The sequence below is a fragment of the Streptomyces sp. NPDC047853 genome, from assembly GCF_043204535.1.
In the GTDB taxonomy this organism is placed as follows: Bacteria; Actinomycetota; Actinomycetes; order Streptomycetales; family Streptomycetaceae; genus Streptomyces.
In genome coordinates, this window is the sequence record NZ_JBIDCI010000002.1 from 108,977 (window position 1) to 129,368 (window position 20,392).

Sequence of the window (20,392 nt, forward strand, 5' to 3'; positions counted from 1 at the left end):
TCTGCGCCCGCACATGACGAAGGGCCCTACGGGGTAGGGCCCTTCGGGTGAACTCACCGGGCCACGGGGGGCCGCGGCGGGGTCAGACCGGCGGCAGCACCGCGGGCGCGGTCGGCCAGGTCATGCGGATCAGGCCGCCGTCCTCGCCTGCCGTCACCTCGACGTCGTCGACGAGCCCGCTGATCACCGCGAGCCCCATCTCGTCCTCCTCGGCCTCCGGGTCGCCCCCGGCGGCGCCCGGCTTTCCGGCCCCGGACACGGCGTGCGGCGCCTCGTCGCCGACCTCGATGGAGAACTGCTTCTCCTCCTCGATCAACGACACCTTGACCGGCGCCGTGATGCCGACGTGCTGATGCAGGCCCACGGCCCGGGTGCACGCCTCGCCGACGGCGAGCCTGACCTCGTCGAGGACGGCCTCGTCCACTCCGGCCCTGCGTGCCACCGCGGCCGCCACCAGACGGGCGGTGCGGACATGCTCGGGCAGCGCGCTGAAACGGAGTTCAACGGTGGCCATGCATCCCCCTCGGAACTACGGGCGTGCTGTCGAGGGCCCGGACCGTTGCCGGCCCGGACCCCCTTGTACTCAGTCGCCCCGGGCCGACCGGCCCGGGACAGGTCGTCAGTCGGTGGCCGCCACCGCTTCCTCGACCGAGGTGTGAATGGGGAACACCTTGGTGAGGCCGGTGATACGGAAGATCTTGAGAATGCGCTCCTGGTTGCAGACCAGGCGCAGCGAGCCCTCATGGGCGCGCACCCGCTTCAGTCCGCCGACCAGCACGCCGAGCCCGGTGGAGTCGAGGAAGTCCACGCCCTCCATGTCGACGACGAGGTGGAAACTCCCGTCGTTCACGAGCTCGACCAGCTGCTCACGCAGCTTGGGCGCGGTGTATACGTCAATTTCGCCACCGACCTCGACGACCGTACGATCGCCGACGGTACGAGTCGACAGGGACAGGTCCACGGATCCTCCAGCACCTTGCTATCGAGCGGTCGCCCTTCGGGACACCTCGGCTTGAAGCCCCCAGGACATTCGCCAGCCGCGATGGCATTCAATCACTTACCGGCAGGCGTGCACGACGCCTTGGTCCCATTGTCCGTCACGCCAGTGACAGACTCGGTGCCGATGGCCAAGAATCTCCGATCCGATCGATCCCCGGCCGGGCCCGGCTCCCGGCCCGAACCAGGCACGATCCTGGCCCGGCTCGCCGCGGGACCGAGCCGGGCTGCGCGCATCACTCATACGGAGCACTTGCCCCCGCGTGCGGGGCGTCATGCAGTCTGGCCGGACCGGATTCGGCCCGAGGTCGTCGCCGCGGTGCAGGCCGCGGGCATCGAACACCCCTGGGCCCACCAGGCGACGGCGGCCGAGCACGCCCTGGACGGCGACTCGGTGGTCGTGGCCACCGGTACCGCCTCCGGCAAGTCCCTGGCGTATCTGGTGCCGGTGCTGTCCGCGCTGCTGGACGGATCGGAAGCCCCGAACGGGCGTGGCGCCACCGCCCTGTACCTGGCCCCGACCAAGGCGCTGGCCGCCGACCAGTGCCGGTCCGTGAAGGAACTTTCACAACCTCTGGGCACATCCGTTCGAGCCGCCGTGTACGACGGCGACACCCCGTTCGAGGAACGCGAGTGGATCCGGCAGTACGGCACGTACGTGCTGACCAACCCGGACATGCTGCACCGCGGCATCCTGCCGTCCCACCCACGCTGGTCCTCCTTCCTGAAGTCGCTGAAGTACGTCGTCATCGACGAGTGCCACACCTATCGCGGTGTCTTCGGCTCGCATGTCGCCCAGGTGCTGCGCAGACTGCGCCGACTGTGCGCCCGGTACGGCGCGTCGCCGGTGTTCCTGCTCGCCTCCGCCACCGCGGCGGAGCCCTCGGTGGCGGCCCGCCGGCTCACCGGGCTCCCGGTGGTCGAGGTCGCCGACGACGCCTCACCGCGCGGTGAACTGGTGTTCGCCCTGTGGGAGCCGCCGCTCACCGAGATGGAGGGCGAGAAGGGCGCGCCGGTCCGCCGCACCGCCACCGCCGAGGCCGCCGACCTGCTCACCGACCTCACCGTGCAGGGCCTGCGGTCGATCACCTTCGTACGTTCCCGGCGCGGCGCCGAGCTGATCTCGGTGATCGCCCAGGAACGCCTCGCCGAGGTCGACCGCTCACTGACCCATCGGGTGGCCGCGTACCGCGGTGGCTATCTCCCGGAGGAGCGCCGCGCCCTGGAACGCGCCCTGCACTCGGGTGACCTCCTCGGCCTCGCGGCGACGAACGCCCTCGAACTGGGCCTGGACATCTCCGGACTGGACGCGGTGGTGATCGCCGGCTACCCGGGCACCCGGGCGTCGCTGTGGCAGCAGGCGGGCCGCGCGGGCCGTTCCGGGCAGGGAGCCCTCGCGGTGCTGGTCGCCCGCGACGACCCGCTGGACACCTTCCTCGTCCACCACCCGGAAGCCCTGTTCGACCAGCCCGTGGAGTCCACGGTCCTCGACCCCGACAACCCGTACGTCCTCGCCCCCCATCTGTGCGCGGCGGCGGCCGAGCTCCCCCTGACCGAGGAGGACCTGCCCCTTTTCGGCCCCGCCTGCGAGGAGCTGCTCCCCCAGCTGGAGGAGGCCAGGCTGCTGCGCCGCCGGACCCGGGCCTGGCACTGGACGCGCCGGGAACGCGCCGCCGACCTCACCGACATCCGCGGAGAGGGCGGCCGCCCGGTCCAGGTCGTCGAGGCCGGGACGGGCCGCCTGCTGGGCACGGTCGACGCCGGCGCCGCCCACACGACGGTCCACGAGGGCGCCGTCCACCTCCATCAGGGCCGCACGTACCTCGTCCGCACCCTCGACCTGGAGGACTCCGTCGCCCTGGTCGAACAGGCCACGCCGACGTACTCCACGGTCGCCCGCGACACGACGGCGATCTCCGTCCTGGAGACCGACACCGAGGTCCCGTGGGGTGACGGTCGCCTGTGCTACGGCTCCGTCGAGGTCACCAACCAAGTGGTCTCCTTCCTGCGCCGGCGCCTGATCACCGGCGAAGTGCTGGGCGAGACGAAGCTCGACCTCCCTCCCCGGACCCTGCGCACGCGCGCGGTGTGGTGGACGGTCACCGAGGACCAGCTGGACGCTGCCCGGATCAACCCGGAGATCCTCGGCGGGGCGCTGCACGCCGCCGAGCACGCCTCGATCGGCATGCTGCCCCTGTTCGCGACCTGCGACCGCTGGGACATCGGCGGCGTGTCGGTCCCCCTGCACCCGGACACCCTGCTTCCCACGGTCTTCGTGTACGACGGTCATCCCGGCGGCGCGGGCTTCGCCGAGCGCGCCTTCCACACGGCTCGCGAGTGGCTCACGGCCACCCGGGAGGCCATCGCCTCCTGCGAGTGCGACGCCGGCTGCCCCTCCTGCATCCAGTCCCCCAAGTGCGGCAACGGCAACGATCCACTGCACAAGCGCGGGGCCGTACGGCTGCTCACGGTGCTGCTGCGGGGTGCGGAGCGGGCGGAGACGGCGGAGGCGGGGCCCTGAGAACCTGCCGGTGGGGGCCGCGGGGCCCCACCGTCGCCCCGCCGAAGCCGACGCCCTCGCTGCCGCCCTCGCCCTCGCCACGGTCGTCACCATGGCTACCGCCACCGCCACCGCCACCACCCTCGCCCTCGCCCTCGCCCTCGCCCTCGCCCTCGCCCTCGCCACGGTCGTCACCATGGCTACCGCCGCCGCCACCGCCCTCGCCACGGCCATCGCTGTCTCCTTGGCGTTCGAGCTCAGGCGGTACCGTCGCCGGGCTACACGCCTCTGACCTCCCTGCCCGTAGTCACTCCGTAGGCGAATCCTCCTTAGGCGAATCCCCCGACGCCGGGTCATCCGTCGGCGCGTCCTTCGTCGGCGGGTTGTCCACCGCAGGGTCATCCGTCAGCAGGTCATCCGTCGCCGGGGCTCTCGAAACGGGGGCAGCCGGCTCTGACGCCGGGCCGGCCCTGGCCCGGACCTCCGCCGTGAACGGTCCCCGGCCCGACGCCGCCGTCACGTCCGAGACCTGACCGGTGAGCACGCACCGCACCAGCCGCGTGGCCTGGGCCCGTGCGACCCGTTCCGCCCGGGCACAGGCCGCGGCTCCGCCCTGAGCCCAGTGGTCCGCCGCCGCGAGCGCGGCCATGTCGGCGCCGCCGGCCGCGCGATGCCGGGCCACGACGGCTTGCCCCAGGGCCAGCACGATGCCGAACACCAGGCACAGAACGGCGATGGCGCCGACGCTCCACACCGTGGCGGACCCCCGGTCGGTCCCGGTGGCCCCGGCCCAGGACCCACCGGAACCCCGAGCTGAGCCGAGGCGGAGGCCGGCATCAGGGGCCCGGTCCGAGCATGGCCTCCGGGTCGTCATCCGCCGGAACGCGGCGGTGGTCCTCACCGCTCCGCTCCCACCGTCTGCTCCACCGATGCCACCGCTTCCTCCCGCACTTCGAAGGGCAGGCCGTGCAAGGCCGGCGGTTCGGCGACGACGGTCACGCGCACCCGGCCCGCCTCCCGGCTGACGGTGACCCGCGCCCCGCGCGGAGCCGCCTCTCTGGTGACCTCCACGACAGCGTCGGCCGAGTCCTGACGAGCGGCCGCGCGGGCGCCCGTGCGGGCGGCGTCCACGCACTGGATCTGCGCGGCCACCACGAGCAGCCCCCACACCAGCGCCATCGCGAACACCACCAGCACTGGAAGCACCACTGCCGTCTCGGCCGTGACGAACCCCCTGTCGGAACCCGGGACCGGACCGCTCCCCCACCGGCTGCCGGGATCGCCGCGCGTGCCGCCGTGTGATTCCGTTCTCACCGCCCGGTCACATCCGCGCATCGAGAGCCTGCTTCACGATGCCCTGCAGCTCCGCGCTGACCGCACCGCTCGTGACCACCTTGTAGAGCACCACGGCGAAGGCGACCGCCGCGACGATCCCCATGGCGTACTCGGAGGTGACCATCCCGGCGTCCCTTCGCCCGGCCCGCCGAAGCCACGTCGTCCGTACCGCGCACATCAGGACACTCAGCCGTGCCCGTACCACCTGATACATCGCAACCCCCGTAAGGTTCTGATCCGTTGTTTCTCTTCGCCGGTCAGTTGTTCTCTTCGTCGATCCGGTCGTTCCGTAGGTGTCTTCGCGAGTTCGCCCGTCCCGAGGGCCGACTCCTCACCGACGGCCCCGCCGCGGCCCGTCCCGTCCCGCTCCGTCAGCCACCACCCCCTCCCCCGTCGCCCAGCGCCCCGCCCGCGAGCCCGATCACCACCGGCAGTACACCCACCGCGATGAAGGCGGGCAGGAAGCACAGCCCCACCGGCGCGGTCACCAGGACGGCCGCGCGGCGGGCCCGGGTCGTCATGGCACGGGCCTGGTCGGCGCGTGCCTGGGCGGCGAGCCGGGCGACCGGGCGGGCCGCGGGCAGACCGGACACGTCGGCCCGTTCGAGCAACCGCGCCAGGGCACCGGAGCCCGGCAGCGCGGCCAACGCACGCCAGGCGAATTCCGGTTCACCGCCCAGCCGCACCTCAGCGGCGCCGCGCCCCAAGGCTTCTCCGACGGGCCCACCGAGGGCGTCGCCCACCGCCTGGGCCGCGGCCACCGGTCCGGCACCCGCCGCGATGCAGGCGGCCAGGAGGTCGGCCGCCAGAGGCAGTTGCCCGGCGGCCTCAGCGGCAACGGTCTCCGCCTCGGCCCTACCGCCGGCCGACCGTCGGATACGCCAGCGCCACAGCCCCGCCGCACCGGCCACGCCCACCGCGACGCCGGCGACGCCCCCGACCAGGGCCCAACCGGCGCCCACCGTGCCCATCATCGGGAGCCAGTCGCGAACGGCGCCCAGTACCGCGGCGCCTCGTGGGGCGGCGCGGGCCGGCTGGGTGGCCGACAGCCCGGCCAGTCGCCTGCGTACCGCTCGCTCCCGTCGGCCGGTCGCGCACCCGCGCGCGAGCCACCCGGCGGCCAGCACCGTCCCCGCCACTGCCCCCAGCCCGTGGACGACGTCCCCGTTCACGACGTCGCCTCCGCACCCCGTACGATCCGCGCCACCCACCAGACGCCCACGCACTCCAGGACTCCGCCGGCCAGCAGGCAGCCCAGCCCGGGTCCCGTGTGCAGCAGGACGTGCAGCGGGTCGGAACCGAGGGCCACACCGAGCAGCAGACCGAGGACCGGCAGGCCCGCGAGCATCACCGCCGTGGCGCGGGCACCGGCCAACTGGGCGCGCAGGTCGGAGCGCTGGTCCCGTTCGGCGCGCAGGGCGCCTTCCAGCCGGTCGAGGCCGGCCGCGAGTCCGGCGCCCTGGTCGACCGCGACCCGCCAGCACGCCGCGAGCCCTCGCAGACCTTCGGCGCCCGGTTGCCGCGCCGCCGCCGCGAGCGCCCCCGGGACGTCCCCGCCGAAGCGGGCCGCCGCCAGCACCGCCGGCCGGGCCTCACCGAGTCCTCCGGAGTCGTGTGCGGCGCACAGCAGCGCCTCACCCGGCTGCCGCCCCGTACGGACCTCCCCGGCGAGCGCTCCGCACAGCGCGATCACCGCGTCCTGGCGGTCCTCCCTGGCCCGCCTCGCCCTTGCCGCCCGCCGTGTCCGCCGCAGTACCGGCACTCCGGCCGCCCCCGCGACGACCGGCAGCACGGAGTCGCCCAGCGCCGCCAGCACCAACCCGGCCGCCAGCGACCACCACTCGGGCCTCAACCGGCCGCGAAGGCGCCACAACCCGTCCGTCATCCGCCGCAGCGGCGGTGGTCCGGCCCCGACCGCCCCGCCGTCGGCGGCGAGCACCAGCCGCGCCCGCCGCGCCCCGGCGTGCCATCGGCTGCCCGCCAGCGCGGCCGCCGCGGCCAGACAGACCAGGGCCACGCCGGTCGACAGTCCACCCGTTCCCATCCCCGTGCCCGTCATCCTCGGGCCTCCTCACCCTGAGCTCGCGTCTCGAGTCCGCCACCCCGCAGCAGCTCCCGCAGCCGCTCCCAGCCGCGCTCGGCCACGAAGGCCTCCGCGCCCCACCGCAGCGCCGGAACCGTCCGCACCAACCCCGAGGGGTCGCGCTCCAGTACGTGGACCTCGGCGATCCGGCGCCGTCCCGTCCGGTCCCGTACCAGGTGCAGGACCACCGACAGGGCGGCCGCGAGCTGGCTGTGCAGGGCCGCCCGGTCGAGGCCCACGGCGGTGCCGAGCGCCTCCAGCCGGGCGGGTACGTCGGCGGCGGCGTTGGCGTGCACCGTCCCGCAACCGCTGTGACCTGTGTTCAGCGCCGCCAGCAGATGGACCACCTCGGGGCCGCGGACCTCGCCGACCACCAGCCGGTCCGGCCGCATGCGCAGCGCCTGCCGCACCAGGTCCTCCAGGGTGACCAGGCCCGCGGCCTCCTGGTTGGCGGGTCTGGTCTCCAGACCGACGACGTGTGGATGGTCGGGCCTCAGCTCCGCCGAGTCCTCGGCGAGCACGATGCGTTCGTCCGGGCCGACGAGGCCGAGCAGCGCGCTCAGCAGCGTCGTCTTGCCGCTGCCGGTGCCGCCGCTGACCAGGAAGGACAGCCGGGCCCGCAGCAGCGCGCGCAGGACGCGGTCACCGTCGGGCGGTACGGTGCCCGCCGCCGCCAGTTCGTCGAGCGTGAACGCGCGCGGCCGTACGACGCGCAGCGACAGGCACGTGCAGCCGACGGCGACCGGGGGCAGCACCGCGTGCAGCCGGGTGCCGTCGGGCAGCCGGGCGTCCACCCAGGGGCGGGCGTCGTCGAGCCGGCGACCGGCGACCGTGGCGAGGCGCTGCGCGAGCCGTCGCACCGCACCGGCGTCCGGGAAGGCGACCGTTGTCAGTTGGAGTCCGCCGCCCCGGTCCACCCACACCCGGTCCGGTGCGGAGACGAGGACGTCGGTCACCGACGGGTCGGCGAGCAGCGGCTCCAGCGGCCCGCTGCCGACGAGTTCCGACCTCAGTCGTTCGGCGGCACCCAGGATCTCCGCGTCCCCGAGCACCCGCCCCTGTTCACGCAGGGCCTGCGCCACCCGTGCGGGCGTCGGGTCCGCCCCGCTCTCGGCCAGCCACCGCCGCACGCCGTCGAGCATCCCCGGGGCAGGCCCGGGGCCGCTCGCGAAGGCCTCCGCCGCGGACCGCCCGGACGCCGACGTCCGAGCCCGCGGGAAGACCGATCCCACCGCCCGCCCGCCGTCCGTCCCCGCGCCAGCGCCCGCGTCCGCACCTGCACCTACACCCGCACCCGCACCCGCACCCGCACCCGGCCCGACAACCGATACAAGGCCTCGATCCGCGCCCCGCCCAGCATCCGCTCCCGAGCCGCCCCGCCGGACAACCGACCCGGACACCGCCCCCGCGGCCCGCCCGGGCCCCGTTCCGGCGGACACCGCCCCCACAGCCCGCACAGGCCCCGTTCCGGCGGACGCCGGCCCTGAGACCCACCGCGGGACCGCGCGCGCCGTCGGCCGGTCCTCGGGCGGTTCGGCAGCCGGACCGCCCGGGCCTCCGCCCGCCGTCCGGTCCCCGGAGCTCGCCGGACCCCCGCCCGACGGCCGCAAGCCACCAGGCCCCAGCTCCGTCACCCCGCGCGCCCCTGGGCCGATCCCGCCAGCCTCCCGCCCGAAGCCGCACTTCCCTGGGCCGATCCCGCCGGCCTCCCGCCCGACCCCGCACTCCCCTCCACCGCTCCCGCCGGCCTTCCGCCCAACCCCGCGCTGCCCTCCACCGTGCATCTCCGCCGACCCCCTCATGCCGTCCCACCACCCGTCTCCACCAGCGCCCGCTCCCAGAACTCCCGGCAGAAACGCGCCAGCGGTCCGCGCGCGGACGCGCCCGGAGGACGCCTGTGGTCGGTGGCGCGCAGGAGACCGGGTTCGACCGGGACCTCGCCGGCCAGGGGCAGTCCGAGCAGGTCGGCCACCTCGCGGTCGTCCAGTCCGGAGTCGTACGGTCCGCGCACCGCGACGCGGAGGTCGGGCAGGACCATCCCGACCGTGGCGGCCACCCGGCCGGCCGCGGCCACGGCCCGCAGTTCGGCCGGGACGACCAGGAGCCCGACGTCGAGCTGGGCGAGGACCTCGGCGACCGTGTCGTCGACGCGACGCGGCAGGTCGACGACGACGGTGCCGCCCCTGCGCCGGGCAGCGGCCAGCACCGCCCGTACGGCCTGGGGAGGCACCGTCACGCAGTCCCCCCGGTCCCAGCTCAGCACCCGCAGCGAGTGCAGCTCGGGCAGCGACTCCTCCAGGGCGCCACCGCCGACCCGCCCGCGTGAGGACGCGAACGCGGGCCACCTCAGCCCCTCGGCCGTCTCGCCGCCGAGAAGGACGTCCAGGCCGCCGCCCAGCGGATCGGCGTCCACCAGGAGGCTGCGCAGCCCCTCCCTGGCCGCGGTGACGGCGAGCGCGCAGGCCAGCGTGGACGCCCCGGCGCCGCCCCGGCCGCCGATGACGCCGATGGTGAGAGCGGGCCGTCCGACGCCCTCGGCGACGTCGGCGATGCGGTCGACCAGCCACTGCTCACCGTCGGGCAGCATCAGGACGTGGTCGGCGCCGATCTCGACGGCCCGCTGCCAGACTCCCGAGTCGTCCTGGTCGCGGCCCACGAGGACCACTCCCCGCCTCCGCACCGCTCCGCGTACGCGCCGTGCGGCGTCGTCGCCGACGAGGACCAGTGGCGCGGCCTCCCAGCTGCCCCACGGTCCGGACGCCGAGGGGGTCGCGGGCGTCGTCGGCACCGAGTGGTGCACCTCCGGCGTGGCGCCCGCCGCCGCGCACAGGCGCAGCAGGTCGTCGAGGAGCGCGGTGTCCTCGGTGACGATCAGTGGCCCGCTCTGCCGCCCTCCGGCGGGGTGCGGCGGGTCGTGGGTGATGGTTCCGGTCATGGTGTGCGTCCCCCGTCGTCGCGACTTCCGCGGTCGCGTCCGACATCTCGTGGTCTCTCGTGCGGCCCCTGCGGCCCCGCGGTCCCAGCCGGGTGGAAACCGGTGATCGGCCCCTCCCGAACGGCCGATGCGACGCCCGACTTCAACGCCCCACTTGAACGCCCGACTTGAACAATCCACTCGAACGTCGACATGGACGTCGACTTGAACGTCGGTCGAACCCGGCCATACACGTCCGGCAAACGGAACCGGCCGTGGAACTCGGCGCGGCCCGGACGCATGGGAATCACGGTGCAGTGATCCGGGAAATCGTGTGGATCTTGGTCAAAAACTGTGGACAACCCGACTGTTGTGAATATCGCCATCACTCAAACCAGTGAGCCCGACCACTCCCACTCGACCCCCTGCGCGACTTCCGCAGAGCAGTCCATCGACTACCCAGCGTCACCCTTCATGCTCATGACAACACACCTGATGATCTCGTCATCACGTGGCGCCAGAAGCAGAAGGAGGACGGGAAAACGCGTCCGGACATGCGACGACCCCCGCCGGGGGGGAGAGCGGGGGTCGTCTCCACGGCCGACTCGGGGGGGGAGGAGTCGGGCCGGGTTAGCACGGTCGCGAACGATCCGTGACTTCCATGGTATACCCGAGAGGCTTCTCAGGCAAACCCACGCGCCCCACCTTACGCCGAATGGGCTGCGCCTATGCTCAGGGTCGTGGAAAACCACTCCTTGCCCCACTCCATGCCTCGCACAGCGGCCTTCTTTGACCTGGACAAGACGGTCATTGCGAAGTCGAGCGCACTCACGTTCAGCAAGTCCTTCTACCAAGGCGGGCTGATCAACCGCAGGGCCGTCCTGCGTACCGCATATGCCCAGTTCGTCTTCCTCGCCGGCGGAGCCGACCACGACCAGATGGAGCGGATGCGCGAGTACCTCTCCGCACTGTGCCGCGGCTGGAACGTCCAACTGGTCAAGGAACTCGTCGCCGAGACCCTGCACGACCTGATCGACCCGATCATCTACGACGAGGCCGCCTCGCTGATCGAGGAGCACCACGCCGCCGGCCGCGACGTCGTGATCGTCTCCACCTCGGGTGCCGAGGTGGTCGAGCCGATCGGTGAGCTGCTCGGCGCGGACCGCGTGGTGGCGACCCGCATGATCGTGGGGCACGACGGTTGTTTCACCGGCGAGGTGGAGTACTACGCGTACGGCCCCACCAAGGCGGAGGCGATCCGGGAGCTGGCCGAGTCCGAGGGCTACGACCTGAAGCGCTGCTACGCGTACAGCGACTCGGCGACGGACCTGCCGATGCTGGAGTCCGTCGGCCACCCCCACGCGGTGAACCCGGACCGGACGCTGCGCCGTGAGGCTCTCGCGCGCGAGTGGCCGATTCTCGACTTCCATCGTCCGGTACGGCTCAAGCAGCGGGTCCGGGGCTTCTCCGTGCCGCCGCGTCCGGCGCTCGTCGTCGCCGCCGCGATCGGGGCAGCGGCGGCCACCGCGGGGCTCGTCTGGTACGCGAGCCGACGGCGGTCCCCTGCGGCCTGACCTGTTCCCGGCAGCCCGTCCCGTGACCTGACCCACCCCCGGCGGACCACCCCGCCCCTGGCGGCCTCACCCGTGGGCCACTTCCCCGCGCACGAGCAGTCCCGCCTCTTTCACCCGCGTATGAGCGCAAAAGTAAAGAAGTGCGGGCACCACTTCCGCCTGCTCCCGCTCAGGAGTAGAAAGGACTCAACGGCCCGCGAGACCAAGGACATCCGAAAGGATCACCTTAAGAACGCATTTGGCCCCACGGACCGAGCATGGACATTGGGCACCCACGCGACGTCGACCCGTCGATTACGGGCCAGCCGCACCAGGGCACGGGCGAAGTACCCGACCTGATGGGCACATATCGAGGACGCTTGGTAACCCGGTGGACATGCCAGCGGCGGTACGAATCCTCGTACCGCCGCATTTCTGTGCCTCCCGAGGTCACGCCGCCCCGCGCTGGAGCGCCTCGCAGACCGCCGTCGACTCACGCGCCCCCAGTTCGACCGCCCGGCCGCAGTGGGCGATCCAGGCGGCCATACCGTCCGGGGCGCCGGAGACGTAGCCGTCCAGCGCCGCCAGGTAGGCCGCGCGGCCCAGTTCCGCATGACCGACCTCGGCCGGGCAGACCGATTTCGGGTCCAGCCCGCTGTTGATCAGCACGATGCGCTCGGCCGCGCGCGCGACCAGGCCGTTGTTGGTCGTGAAGGGACGCAGCGCCATCAGCTCACCGTGCACGACGGCGGCCGTCACCAGCGCCGGCGCGGAACCGCCCGCCCTGACCAGCCCGGCGAGCCCCTCCAGACGGCCGTGCGTCTCCTCGGCGTCCGGCAGCGGCAGCTCGACGAGCGGCTCGTCCACCGGCTCGCCCGCCTGCCGGGGCCGCCCCACCTGGTCGCCGTGGTCCGCGGACGCCACCAGGTGCAGCCGGGCCAGCACCCGCAGCGGCGACTGACGCCAGATGGACAGCAACTGCCCGGCCTCGGCGGTCAGCCGTAGGGCCGCACCCACCGCGCGCGCCTCCTCGTCGCCGCTGAAGTCGGAGCGCCTGCGGACCTCCTCCAGGGCCCAGTCCGCCCCCGACAGCGCCGCCGAGCCCCGGGCACCGCGCAGGGCCGCTTCGGAGGTGACGGCATGGCTGCGGCGCCGCATGATCCGGTGACCGTAGACCCGGTCCACGGCCTTGCGCACGGACTCCACGGACTCGGCCACGCCGGGCAGTGCGCCCAGGGCCGCGAGCGGATCGGCGGTCGCGCCTGTCGTACTCATGGGTACGACCCTACGCACCCCGGCGCCGCGCCCCACGAATGAGTGGTCTTCTTCACGCGGGGGCAGGCTCTCGTGCCACGTACAGCTATCGCTCCACTACCCTTGGTGAACATGAAAATTGCTTTCGTCGGGAAGGGCGGCAGCGGCAAGACGACCCTGTCCTCCCTGTTCATCCGCCACCTCGCCGCCACCGGTGCGCCCGTCGTCGCGATCGACGCCGACATCAACCAGCACCTGGGCGCCGCGCTGGGCCTCGACGAGTCGGCCGCGGCCGGACTGCCCACGATGGGCGAGCACCTGCCGCTGATCAAGGACTACCTGCGCGGCACGAACCCGCGCATCGCCTCGTCCGAGAAGATGATCAAGACGACGCCCCCCGGAGAGGGCTCGCGCCTGCTGCGGGTGCGCGAGGACAACCCGGTCTACGACACCTGCGCCCGGCCGGTGGAACTCGACGGCGGGGCCGTCCGTCTGATGGTCACCGGGTCCTTCACGGACGCCGACCTGGGAGTTGCCTGCTACCACTCCAAGACCGGAGCGGTGGAGCTGTGCCTGAACCACCTGATCGACGGACCCGACGAGTTCGTCGTGGTCGACATGACCGCCGGCTCGGACTCCTTCGCCTCCGGCATGTTCACCCGCTTCGACATCACGTTCCTGGTCGCCGAGCCGACCCGGAAGGGGGTCTCCGTCCATCGCCAGTACAAGGAGTACGCCCGCGACTTCGGCGTCGCCCTGAAGGTCGTCGGCAACAAGGTCCAGGGGCCCGACGACCTCGACTTCCTGCACGAGCAGGTCGGAGAGGACCTGCTGACGACCGTCGGGCACTCGGACTGGGTGCGTGCGACGGAGAAGGGCCGGCCGCCCCGGTTCGAGCTCCTGGAGGACGCCAACCGGCGGGCGCTGCGCACCCTGCACTCGGCGGTGGAGGCGACGTACGGGCTGCGGGACCGGGAGCGCTACACGCAGCAGATGATCCACTTCCACCTGAAGAACGCCCGGAGCTGGGGCAACGAGCGGACCGGGGCCGACCTGGCGGCGCAGGTCGATCCCGGGTTCGTCCTCGGCGAGGGGGTCGTCGCCCCCGCGTGACGACGTCCTCGGCGAGGGGGCGTCGCTCCCGCGTGACGACGTCCTCGGCGAGGGGGCGTCGCTCCCGCGTGACGACTCCCTCGCCGGGTCCGCCGGTCGGCTATCGCCGGTCGGCCGGTGCCCCGGGCACGCCCTTCGGCGCCGGCGCGGGACCGGCCGACAGGAAGGAGGCCCAGCCCTTCTCGGGAGCCTCACCGACGCCCAGGGTGCGCAGCTTCTTCAGGACCTTCGGGTCCTGGGCGTCGAGCCAGTCCACGAGCTGCCGGAAGGAGACGCAGCGGACCTCGTCCTTCGTGCACACCCCTTCGATGACCTCCTCGATGGCGCGCATGTAGGTGCCGCCGTTCCACGACTCGAAGTGGTTTCCGATGATCAGGGGTGCGCGGTTGCCGTCGTAGGCCCGCTGGAAGCCCTGGAGCAGGCCGTCGCGCATCTGGTCGCCCCAGAACTCGTGCTTGGCGGGATCGCCCTGGGTGGTGGTGCCCGACTGGTTGACCATGAAGTTGTAGTCCATGGTGAGCTGCTCGAAGGTGTGCCCGGGGAACGGCACGAGCTGCATCGACACGTCCCACAGGCCCTGCTTCTTCTTCGGCCAGACCTGGTTGTTGACGCCGCTGCTGTCGTAGCGGAAGCCCATCTCGCCCGCGGCCTTCACGAAGTTCTCCTGGCCCTCCAGACAGGGGGTCCGGGCGCCGATCAGCTCCTTGTCGTAGTCGAAGGGGAGGGGCGCGGCGTTCTTCATGCCCGTGTTGGTCTTCCAGGACTTGACGAACTGCTTGGCCTGGCCGATCTCGTCCTTCCACTCCTCGACGGACCACTCGCCGACCCCGCCGCCGCTGCCGCAGAAGTGCCCGTTGAAGTGGGTGCCGATCTCGTTGCCCTCCTGCCAGGCGAGCCGTAGCTGCTTGACGGTGTCGGCGATGCCCTGCTCGTCGTTGAAGCCGATGTCGGAGCGGCCCGGAGAGTGCTGCGGCGGCCGGTAGAGGTCCCGCTCCTCCTGGGGCAGCAGGTACACGCCGCTCAGGAAGTAGGTCATCGTCGCGTTGTTCTCCTTGGCCACTTCGCGGAAGTGGGAGAACAGCCGCTGGCTGTCCTCGCCCGCGCCGTCCCAGGAGAACACCACGAACTGCGGGGGCTTCTGACCGGGCTTGAGGCGTTCGGGCCGCGGCAGGTGCGGCTGGGCTCCGGTGTACGCGGTGGAGCCGTCGCCGATCAGCCGGACCACGTTCTTCGGCGCGGGCGCCGGCTCTCCCTTCTCCTTGTGCGGACCGTTCGTCCCTTCACCGGAACCGGTGCCGCTGCCGATCGCGCAACCGGCGAGCGACGCGGCGCAGACCGCGGCCGCGATCGCGGTGCGCGCGGCGATCCTGTGGGTGGCGGCCATGTTCCGCCCACCTTCTTCCTTCTCTCGGGCCCACGCCGACGAGGGCGATGTCGGGTGCTGAGCCGGGACGTGCCGTCAGCGCCGTCAAGGTGGCACGAGACCGAGAAGGAATTAATACGACAAGCCGATGAAATACGTGATTCACCCGGTAGAGCGACCTAATACTCCATTTGCGCGAAAAGTCTATGCCTCCTCTTTACTCTGAATTACGATCTGTTTACTGAGCGCTATCACAGGTGCTCATCGACACCCGCCGAGTACTCACCGAGCGCCCGGCATCCCGCCGCTGTACGCCGTGACAAACGGCCGCGACCCGCCCCCGTCCGCGGGGGACCGTCCATGACCGCGACCGCGCAGCCCCGGAGGAGACGGGAAACATGTCAGCCTGCGTCCCCGCCCGAGCCGATTCGGCCCGGACCGAACACGTCCACCCACCGCACAGCCCGCCACCCGGCGGACCCCGGCGCTTTCGCGTCGCGGGCGCCGACGTGTCGGCCTCGATCGCGGTCTTCCTGATCGCCCTGCCCCTCTCCCTGGGCATCGCCCTCGCCACCGGCACCCCCCTCCAGGCCGGCCTCGTCGCGGCCGCGGTGGGCGGGATCGTCGCCGGGTGGCTCGGCGGATGCCCCTTGCAGGTCAGCGGCCCCGCCGCCGGCCTCACCGTGGTCACCGCCGACCTCATCCAGCGCTACGGATGGCGTACGACCTGCGCCATCACGGTGCTCGCCGGGCTCGCCCAGCTCGGCCTCGGCTGCCTGCGCGTGGCCCGCTCCGCGCTGGCCGTCAGCCCCGCCATCGTGCACGGCATGCTCGCCGGCATCGGCGTCACCATCGCCGTCGCCCAGGTGCACATCGTCCTCGGCGGCACCCCGCAGAGCTCCGTCCCCGACAACCTGGTCGCCCTGCCCGCCCAGTTGGCGAACCTGCGCCCCGCCGACCTCGCGGTGAGCGCACTGACGCTGAGCCTGCTGCTGCTCTGGCCGCGGGTGCCCGGCCGCGCCGGCCGGCTCCTGGGCAGACTCCCCGCCGCCCTGATCGCCGTCGCGGGGGCCACCGCGGTAGCGGCCTTCGCGGGGCTGCGCCTGCCCAAGGTCGACCTGCCGTCCTGGAGCAGCCACGCCCTGGCCACGCTGCCCGAGGGGCCGGTGCTGGGCCTGCTCGCCGCCGTCCTCACCACCACGCTGGTGTGCAGTGTGCAGTCCCTGCTCGGCGCGGTCGCCGTGGACAAGCTGGTCGCCGCCCGACCGGGCCTGACCGGCCGCGTCAGGCGCTCCGACCTCGACCGGGAGCTGCTCGGGCAGGGCGCCGCCAACATCGTCTCCGGGTCGCTCGGCGGGCTGCCCATCGCCGGTGTGGCCGTCCGGAGTTCCGCGAACGTGGCGGCGGGTGCCGTCAGCCGGAACTCCACGATGCTGCACGGCGTTCTCGTTGTGATCGCCACACTGCTCCTGGTCCCGGCCCTGGAGCTCATCCCGCTCGCCGCGCTCGCCTCCCTGGTCATGGCCGTCGGCCTCAAGATGGTGTCGCTGAACCACATCCGCACGGTGACCCGCCACCGTGAGGTGCTGGTCTACGCCGTCACCACCGGCGGCGTGGTGTTCCTCGGCGTCCTGGAGGGTGTCGCGCTGGGCATCGCCGTCGCCGTCGGCGTCGCCCTGCACCGCCTGACCCGCACGCGGATCACACACGACGAGACGGAGGGAGTCCACCACGTACACGTCCGGGGCCAGTTGACGTTCCTCGCGGTGCCTCGGCTCACCCGCGTTCTGCACCAGGTGCCCCACGGGGCGAGTGCCGTGGTGGAGCTGGACGGTTCCTTCATGGACCACGCGGCGTTCGAGACCTTGCAGGACTGGCAGAAGACGCACACCGCCCAGGGGGGAGCGGTCGACATCACCGGCCGTCGGCCCGGCACCCGCATCTCGGAACCGGCCGATGCCGAGGGCTGCCGTTGCCGCCCCTGGACGCCTTGGCGCAACCACCAGTGCGAGCGCCCCCAGCGGGTGACGTCGCCCGACGGCTCCGGCCGACAGGGCACCGCCGCCGGCACCACCGGCACCATCGGCACCACCGACACGGCGAACGGACCGGATGGACTGAACAGACCGAAGGGGGTGAGTGGCCCGAACGGCCCGAACGGCCCGAACGGACCGGACGGCCCGAACGGCCCCAACAAACCGAACGGTTCCGACGCTCCGGGTGGACCGGACGGCCGACCCGAGGCACCCGCCAGGCCCGACGGGTCCGGCAGACCCAGTGGCCCGAGCGGCCCCAGCGGACGCGAACTGGCCCGTGGCATCAGCGCCTTCCAGCGGAACACCGCCCCCTTGATGCGCCCGGAGCTGGCCCGACTGGCCCGTGAGGGGCAGCAGCCCTCCCAGCTCTTCCTGACCTGCGCCGACTCACGGGTGGTCACCTCGATGATCACCTCCAGTGGCCCCGGTGACCTCTTCGTCGTGCGCAATGTGGGCAACCTCGTGCCGATGCCCGGTGAGGAGAGCGGCGACGACTCGGTGGCCGCCGCGATCGAGTACGCGGTGGACATGCTGAAGGTGCGGTCCATCACGGTGTGCGGGCACTCCGGGTGCGGGGCCATGCAGGCGCTGCTCAGCGCCGAGCCGGGAGGCGCGCAGACCCCGCTCAAGCGGTGGCTGCGGCACGGGCTGCCGAGCCTGGAGCGCATCCCCGAGGACGAGAACGCCCGGCCCCGGCTGGCCGGCCGCCGTCCCGCCGACGCGGCCGAGCAGCTCTGCCTGGCCAACGTGGTCCAGCAGTTGGAGCACCTGCGTGCCCACGACACGGTCGCCCGGGCGCTGGGCGCGGGAGACCTGGAACTGCACGGCATGTACTTCCACGTGGGCGAGGCCCAGGCGTACCTGCTCGCCGAGGAGGCCGGGAACGGCATGTTCGAGCGGGTGCTGGAGACCGATCTGACCGCCTGACGAATGCCGGCCTGGCCGCCTTGCGGGTGCGGACCTGACCGCCTTGCGGGTACGGGCCGCCGAGGCGCGGGAGTGTGAGCGTCGTTACAGACGCTGAACCCCGCGCCGTCGGCGTCCGTGGGTACGAATGACCACTGGTCACGAAGACGGGTGATCACCAGACAGGTCTAAACCAATTGCCCGTCGACCCTTGTCATCGGCCCCCCGGGTCTGATGAGGTGTGGCCTGGGACACAACGGACAACCCTGCGAACGGGAGATGTCGTGAGCAACGAAAGCCTGGCCAACCTCTTGAAGGAGGAGCGACGCTTCGCGCCGCCCGCTGACCTGGCCGCGAACGCCAACGTCACGGCTGAGGCGTACGAACAGGCCAAGGCTGACAGGCTCGGCTTCTGGGCCGAGCAGGCCCGCCGGCTGACCTGGGCGCAGGAGCCGACCGAGACGCTGGACTGGTCGAACCCGCCGTTCGCCAAGTGGTTCCAGGACGGCCGGCTCAACGTCGCGTACAACTGCGTCGACCGGCACGTGGAGGCCGGTCACGGCGACCGTGTGGCCATCCACTTCGAGGGCGAGCCCGGCGACAGCCGCGCCGTCACCTACGCCGAGTTGAAGGACGAGGTCTCCAAGGCCGCCAACGCCCTGCTGGAGTTGGGCGTCCGCAAGGGCGACCGGGTCGCCGTCTACATGCCGATGATCCCGGAGACGGCGATCGCGATGCTGGCCTGCGCCCGGATCGGCGCCGCCCACTCGGTGGTCTTCGGCGGCTTCTCCGCGGACGCGCTCGCGACCCGCATCCAGGACGCCGACGCCCGCGTCGTCATCACCTCCGACGGCGGCTACCGGCGCGGCAAGCCGTCCGCGCTGAAGCCCGCCGTCGACGAGGCCGTCGAGCGCGCCGGCACCGTCGAGCACGTCCTCGTCGTGCGCCGCACCGGTCAGGACGTCGCCTGGGACGACGCGCGCGACAAGTGGTGGCACGAGACCGTCGACCGCCAGTCCGCGGAGCACACGCCCGAGGCGTTCGACGCCGAGAACCCGTTGTTCATCCTCTACACCTCCGGCACCACGGGCAAGCCCAAGGGCATCCTGCACACCTCCGGCGGCTACCTCACGCAGGCGGCGTACACGCACTGGGCCGTCTTCGACCTCAAGCCGGAGACGGACGTCTACTGGTGCACCGCCGACGTCGGCTGGGTCACCGGGCACTCGTACATCGTCTACGGCCCGCTCGCCAACGGCGCCACCCAGGTCATGTACGAGGGCACCCCGGACACCCCGCACCAGGGCCGCTTCTGGGAGATCGTCCAGAAGTACGGCGTGACGATCCTCTACACGGCGCCCACCGCGATCCGCACGTTCATGAAGTGGGGCGACGACATCCCCGCGAAGTTCGACCTGTCCTCGCTGCGGGTCCTCGGCTCGGTCGGCGAGCCGATCAACCCCGAGGCGTGGATCTGGTACCGCAAGAACATCGGCGCGGACGCCACCCCGGTCGTCGACACCTGGTGGCAGACCGAGACCGGCGCGATGATGATCACGCCGCTGCCGGGCGTCACCGAGGCCAAGCCCGGTTCCGCCCAGCGCGCGCTGCCCGGCATCTCCGCCACCGTCGTCGACGACGAGGCCAACGAGGTGCCCAACGGCGGGGGCGGCTACCTGGTCCTCACCGAGCCGTGGCCGTCCATGCTGCGCACCATCTGGGGCGACGACCAGCGGTTCATCGACACGTACTGGTCGCGTTTCGAGGGCAAGTACTTCGCCGGCGACGGCGCCAAGAAGGACGACGACGGCGACATCTGGCTGCTCGGCCGCGTGGACGACGTGATGCTGGTCTCCGGCCACAACATCTCCACCACCGAGGTCGAGTCGGCCCTCGTCTCCCACCCCTCGGTCGCCGAGGCGGCCGTGGTCGGCGCGGCGGACGAGACGACCGGCCAGGCCATCGTCGCCTTCGTGATCCTGCGCGGCACGGCCGCGGAGACCGAGGACCTCGTCGCCGACCTGCGCAACCACGTCGGCGCCACCCTCGGCCCCATCGCCAAGCCCAAGCGGGTCCTCCCGGTGGCCGAGCTGCCCAAGACCCGCTCCGGCAAGATCATGCGCCGCCTCCTGCGCGACGTCGCGGAGAACCGCCAGCTCGGGGACGTCACCACCCTGACCGACTCCACCGTCATGGACCTCATCCAGACGAAGCTCCCGGCGGCACCCAGCGAGGACTGAACCACCGACTGCCAGGGCACCCGGCGACTGATCCGCCGGGTGCCCTTCGCATGCCGTTCAGCCCCGTACCCACCGGCCCCGTGCTCTCCGGCCCCCGTA

Annotated in this window: 17 protein-coding genes; 6 read left to right on the forward strand and 11 right to left on the reverse strand. The window is 72.5% G+C overall.

The window, feature by feature from the left end; genetic code table 11:
* Window positions 1-82: 82 nt before the first annotated feature.
* The gene (locus ACGF5T_RS04440) at window positions 83-514 is read right to left on the reverse strand and encodes an ATP-binding protein (protein WP_356602191.1); all 432 of its coding nucleotides are present in this window, start codon (window positions 512-514) and stop codon (window positions 83-85) included.
* 105 nt (window positions 515-619) lie between these two features.
* Window positions 620-961 carry an anti-sigma factor antagonist BldG gene (gene bldG / locus ACGF5T_RS04445; RefSeq protein WP_003975386.1) on the reverse strand — a complete coding sequence of 114 codons (342 nt, stop codon included), beginning with the start codon at window positions 959-961 and terminating at the stop codon, window positions 620-622.
* 81 nt (window positions 962-1,042) lie between these two features.
* Here bldG and ACGF5T_RS04450 point away from each other — a divergent pair, with 81 nt between their 5' ends.
* Both ACGF5T_RS04450 and ACGF5T_RS04455 read left to right on the forward strand, forming a co-directional pair.
* Window positions 1,043-3,517, forward strand: coding sequence for a DEAD/DEAH box helicase (locus ACGF5T_RS04450; RefSeq protein ID WP_366766450.1), 2,475 nt, complete (start codon window positions 1,043-1,045; stop codon window positions 3,515-3,517).
* A gap of 91 nt (window positions 3,518-3,608) precedes the next feature.
* On the forward strand, window positions 3,609-3,788 hold the full coding sequence (locus ACGF5T_RS04455) for a hypothetical protein (protein WP_366766451.1): 180 nt from the start codon (window positions 3,609-3,611) through the stop codon (window positions 3,786-3,788).
* A gap of 15 nt (window positions 3,789-3,803) precedes the next feature.
* Here ACGF5T_RS04455 and ACGF5T_RS04460 read toward each other — a convergent pair whose 3' ends face one another.
* The 7 genes from ACGF5T_RS04460 to ssd all read right to left on the reverse strand — a co-directional run bounded on the left by ACGF5T_RS04460 (window position 3,804) and on the right by ssd (window position 9,849).
* On the reverse strand, window positions 3,804-4,370 hold the full coding sequence (locus ACGF5T_RS04460) for an Rv3654c family TadE-like protein (RefSeq protein WP_392887100.1): 567 nt from the start codon (window positions 4,368-4,370) through the stop codon (window positions 3,804-3,806).
* Window positions 4,371-4,393: 23 nt separating this feature from the next.
* Window positions 4,394-4,831: a TadE family type IV pilus minor pilin gene (locus tag ACGF5T_RS04465; RefSeq protein ID WP_392886850.1), complete on the reverse strand. Its 438-nt coding sequence runs from the start codon at window positions 4,829-4,831 to the stop codon at window positions 4,394-4,396.
* Window positions 4,818-5,045: a DUF4244 domain-containing protein gene (locus tag ACGF5T_RS04470; protein ID WP_356602199.1), complete on the reverse strand. Its 228-nt coding sequence runs from the start codon at window positions 5,043-5,045 to the stop codon at window positions 4,818-4,820. The genes ACGF5T_RS04465 and ACGF5T_RS04470 overlap by 14 nt, the downstream gene beginning before the upstream one ends.
* Window positions 5,046-5,202: 157 nt before the next feature.
* Window positions 5,203-6,003, reverse strand: coding sequence for a type II secretion system F family protein (locus tag ACGF5T_RS04475; RefSeq protein ID WP_366766453.1), 801 nt, complete (start codon window positions 6,001-6,003; stop codon window positions 5,203-5,205).
* Window positions 6,000-6,890: a type II secretion system F family protein gene (locus tag ACGF5T_RS04480; protein ID WP_356602203.1), complete on the reverse strand. Its 891-nt coding sequence runs from the start codon at window positions 6,888-6,890 to the stop codon at window positions 6,000-6,002. The genes ACGF5T_RS04475 and ACGF5T_RS04480 overlap by 4 nt, the downstream gene beginning before the upstream one ends.
* The gene (locus ACGF5T_RS04485) at window positions 6,887-8,056 is read right to left on the reverse strand and encodes a TadA family conjugal transfer-associated ATPase (protein WP_366766454.1); all 1,170 of its coding nucleotides are present in this window, start codon (window positions 8,054-8,056) and stop codon (window positions 6,887-6,889) included. The genes ACGF5T_RS04480 and ACGF5T_RS04485 overlap by 4 nt, the downstream gene beginning before the upstream one ends.
* A 656-nt stretch (window positions 8,057-8,712) precedes the next feature.
* Entirely contained in the window at window positions 8,713-9,849 is a 1,137-nt protein-coding gene (ssd, locus tag ACGF5T_RS04490) for a septum site-determining protein Ssd (RefSeq protein WP_366766455.1), read from the reverse strand.
* Between the two features lie 707 nt (window positions 9,850-10,556).
* Between ssd and ACGF5T_RS04495 the strand changes: the two genes are divergently transcribed.
* Window positions 10,557-11,402, forward strand: coding sequence for an HAD-IB family hydrolase (locus ACGF5T_RS04495; protein ID WP_356602209.1), 846 nt, complete (start codon window positions 10,557-10,559; stop codon window positions 11,400-11,402).
* A 429-nt stretch (window positions 11,403-11,831) separates the two neighbouring features.
* Here the strand turns inward: ACGF5T_RS04495 and ACGF5T_RS04500 are convergent, their stop codons facing one another.
* Window positions 11,832-12,656: an oxidoreductase gene (locus ACGF5T_RS04500; RefSeq protein ID WP_361011860.1), complete on the reverse strand. Its 825-nt coding sequence runs from the start codon at window positions 12,654-12,656 to the stop codon at window positions 11,832-11,834.
* 111 nt (window positions 12,657-12,767) lie between these two features.
* Between ACGF5T_RS04500 and ACGF5T_RS04505 the strand changes: the two genes are divergently transcribed.
* Entirely contained in the window at window positions 12,768-13,748 is a 981-nt protein-coding gene (locus ACGF5T_RS04505) for an ATP-binding protein (protein ID WP_356602213.1), read from the forward strand.
* A 100-nt stretch (window positions 13,749-13,848) separates the two neighbouring features.
* Here ACGF5T_RS04505 and ACGF5T_RS04510 read toward each other — a convergent pair whose 3' ends face one another.
* The gene (locus ACGF5T_RS04510) at window positions 13,849-15,132 is read right to left on the reverse strand and encodes a hypothetical protein (protein WP_366766456.1); all 1,284 of its coding nucleotides are present in this window, start codon (window positions 15,130-15,132) and stop codon (window positions 13,849-13,851) included.
* A gap of 377 nt (window positions 15,133-15,509) precedes the next feature.
* Between ACGF5T_RS04510 and ACGF5T_RS04515 the strand changes: the two genes are divergently transcribed.
* Both ACGF5T_RS04515 and acs read left to right on the forward strand, forming a co-directional pair.
* Complete coding sequence (locus ACGF5T_RS04515; RefSeq protein WP_366766457.1) at window positions 15,510-18,074, forward strand: SulP family inorganic anion transporter; 2,565 nt, start codon at window positions 15,510-15,512, stop codon at window positions 18,072-18,074.
* Between the two features lie 263 nt (window positions 18,075-18,337).
* The gene (gene acs / locus ACGF5T_RS04520) at window positions 18,338-20,293 is read left to right on the forward strand and encodes an acetate--CoA ligase (RefSeq protein ID WP_356602219.1); all 1,956 of its coding nucleotides are present in this window, start codon (window positions 18,338-18,340) and stop codon (window positions 20,291-20,293) included.
* The last annotated feature ends 99 nt before the right edge of the window (window positions 20,294-20,392 follow it).